At 42.9% G+C, this 2,629-nt stretch carries 4 protein-coding genes; all 4 read right to left on the bottom strand.

The window, feature by feature from the left end:
* Window positions 1-78: 78 nt before the first annotated feature.
* Window positions 79-405, bottom strand: coding sequence for a bacillithiol system redox-active protein YtxJ (gene ytxJ, locus RAC86_RS37670; RefSeq protein ID WP_014114796.1), 327 nt, complete (start codon window positions 403-405; stop codon window positions 79-81).
* 23 nt (window positions 406-428) lie between these two features.
* Complete coding sequence (locus RAC86_RS37665) at window positions 429-884, bottom strand: YtxH domain-containing protein (RefSeq protein WP_014114797.1); 456 nt, start codon at window positions 882-884, stop codon at window positions 429-431.
* Between the two features lie 29 nt (window positions 885-913).
* Window positions 914-1,336 (bottom strand): DUF948 domain-containing protein, encoded by a 423-nt coding sequence (locus tag RAC86_RS37660; RefSeq protein ID WP_014114798.1) that lies wholly within the window; start codon window positions 1,334-1,336, stop codon window positions 914-916.
* 161 nt (window positions 1,337-1,497) lie between these two features.
* A partial coding sequence (gene murC / locus RAC86_RS37655) for a UDP-N-acetylmuramate--L-alanine ligase (RefSeq protein ID WP_377886853.1) occupies window positions 1,498-2,629 on the bottom strand: 1,132 nt, incomplete at its 5' end.

Genomic DNA, 2,629 nt, shown 5'->3' with positions numbered 1-2,629 from the left:
TTATCCTACATGATGTGAGGGCAATGTTCAAGGGTTTTTTCAAAAAAAAAGCGCCAGAATGTATCTGGACGCTTTTTTCTATGATAAATGCTGCTCAATGGCCGCTTCTGTAATTTGTGAATGTGAGGTATGCCATTTCACTTCACCGTTTTGGATGACGAAAACCTGAGGGCTTTCGTGCTTTACGCTGTATGTTTCTGCGATGAAATTTGACAGCGGCCGGGCTTCTTGTACTTGCAGATAATAAGCCGGCACATCCTCATGCTGATTTGCAAAGGCATCAAACTCATGAAATGCTGCCTGGCTGATCGGGCATGTGATGCTGTGTTTAAAGAAGACGAAAGTGCCTTCCTGTTCTGCAATCCGTTTAAATTCTTCCTCAGATTGAATAAGCTGTTTTGCCATGACTCAAGCTCTTCCTTCCCTGCTCAGCGATTGATATGCTCAGCCTGTTTTTGTGCATCTTTCAGTTCGTCTTTTACATCCTCTTTCGTTTGGAGGACTTGATCTTTTGTTTCATCGGCCGCCTGCATCGCTTCTTCTCTCATCTCTTGCATATCAGTTGATGAATCTGTTTTTGCAGATTTGGAACGATCTCTTAAATCCTTCACCTTGTTCATGATCTGTCCTGACTGATCTGCTACAAGCTGTGTGATGTTGGATGTTTTGTCTTTTGCGATACTGACATATTGCGTGCCTTTTTCCTTCGCATCTGCCGTCATTTTGTCAGTTTTATCTCGTAAAGCAACAGCTTGGCTGCCGAGATCGTCGCGAAGTTCTTTGCCTGACTTAGGCGCTAGAAAAAGAGCGGTAGTGGCACCGATGATTCCCCCGATTAAAGTTCCGATTAAAAAATCTTTACTATTAATTCCATCTTTGCTCATCATTATTCCTCCTCATAGTTTTTTTTCTCTTAGAGAGTTGATTTTTTTCTTAGTTTCCATTTCTCCCAAATTTCCATTGCTGCTTGGCTCCATGTGACAACTTGATTGATCTTGTCTTGATTTTCTCTTACTGATGCCGATACAGACCCTGCCGCCTGTTTCATGGATGTATTGAACTGCTGTACAGAAGTTCCAACCCCTTGAACAGCATGAACGACCGTGTTCAGCTTTTCTGATTTTTCCTGAATATCTTCAGCCAGGCGGTTGGTCTTATGTAACAGCTCGGCTGTTTCAGTTGTGATGCCTTTCATTTGTCCCTCCAGCCCTTCGAGAGTGGATGCGACGTGTTTTAGTGTCAGCTGCAGTGACTTCAATGTTTTAGACAAGTAGATCACTAACACCAGAAATGCGACTGCGATGAGTGCAACGCTTAAATAAAGAATAATAATCATCTCAAACCTCCTTGCTGCAGGATATACTGCTGTTTACCCGTTTTCTTAAATCATAAACATGTGTACTGGGCTGTATACATATTATTCTCCATTATGTAAGAAAATCCTTTAACAAGCTTTTCCATCAGATAAATAAAAAGCAGTGAGATCACTGCTTTTTATTATGCCATGACGTTTTCATAGGCTCTCATATATTTTTGGATATCTCCTGCTCCCATAAAGATGAGAACGGCTTTTTCATGAGCTTTTAAAACAGATGTGTCATCTTCTTCAATCAGCTTAGCATTATGAATTTTTCCCTGCAGGTCGCCGATTGTCAGCTTTCCTGCATTCTCCCGGGCTGAGCCGAAAATATCACATAGATACACACAGTCAGCCCCGCTCAGGCTTTCTGCGAAATCGTCAAGGAATTGCTGCGTCCGCGTAAATGTATGAGGCTGAAATACCGCGACGATTTCACGATCAGGGTATTTCTGTCTTGCCGCCTCAATCGTCACTTTTATTTCTGTCGGGTGATGAGCGTAGTCATCTATCAGCACTTGATCCCCGAGCTGCTTCTCATTGAATCTGCGTTTGACGCCGCCGAATGATTTGAGGGCATGCTTAATGATGCTGGAATCAATTTCTTCATAATGGCATAACGCAATGACCGCCAATGAGTTTAATACATTGTGGTTACCGTACGCAGGAATATAAAACGTATCATAGAATGTATTGCGTACAAATACATCGAAAGTTGTCCCTTCTGTGCTTTTAACGATGTTTCTGGCTTGAAAATCATTTTCTTCCCCCGTGCCGTAATATACAACAGGTACGTTCGCATGGATTTTCGGCAGATGCTCATCGTCTCCGCAGGCAATAATTCCTTTGTTGACTTGCAGAGCCATCTCTTGGAAAGCGTCAAACACATCGTCAATGCTTGAGAAGTAATCAGGATGATCAAAATCAATATTTGTCATGATCGCGTAGTCTGGCTGATAGCTTAAGAAATGGCGGCGATATTCGCACGCTTCAAACACAAAGTATTCGCTGTTTTCATTTCCCTGGCCTGTTCCGTCCCCAATTAAGAAAGAGGTCGGTTTCGCGTTTTGGATCACATGAGCCAGCAGACCCGTAGTCGACGTTTTGCCGTGTGCGCCCGTAACGGCAACACTAGTGAATTTTTTCATGTAGTCGCCTAAAAACTTATGATAACGTATCACCGGAATTCCGTCAGACATGGCTTTTTCAATTTCAGGATGCGTGTCTGGGAATGCGTTTCCGGCGATGACTGTCATGCCGGGTTTGATATTA

It is taken from the genome of Bacillus sp. LR_5 (assembly GCF_042709275.1).
The sequence above is the reverse complement of the archived record's forward strand: the minus strand, read 5'-3'. Positions and strand labels throughout refer to the sequence as shown.

Excerpts from the sequence above, each read along its gene's own strand:
- RAC86_RS37665 (WP_014114797.1), bottom strand. The coding sequence starts at position 884 with ATGAGCAAAGATGGAATTAATAGTAAAGATTTTTTAATCGGAACTTTA.
- RAC86_RS37660 (WP_014114798.1), bottom strand. The coding sequence starts at position 1,336 with ATGATTATTATTCTTTATTTAAGCGTTGCACTCATCGCAGTCGCATTT.
- ytxJ (WP_014114796.1), bottom strand. The coding sequence starts at position 405 with ATGGCAAAACAGCTTATTCAATCTGAGGAAGAATTTAAACGGATTGCA.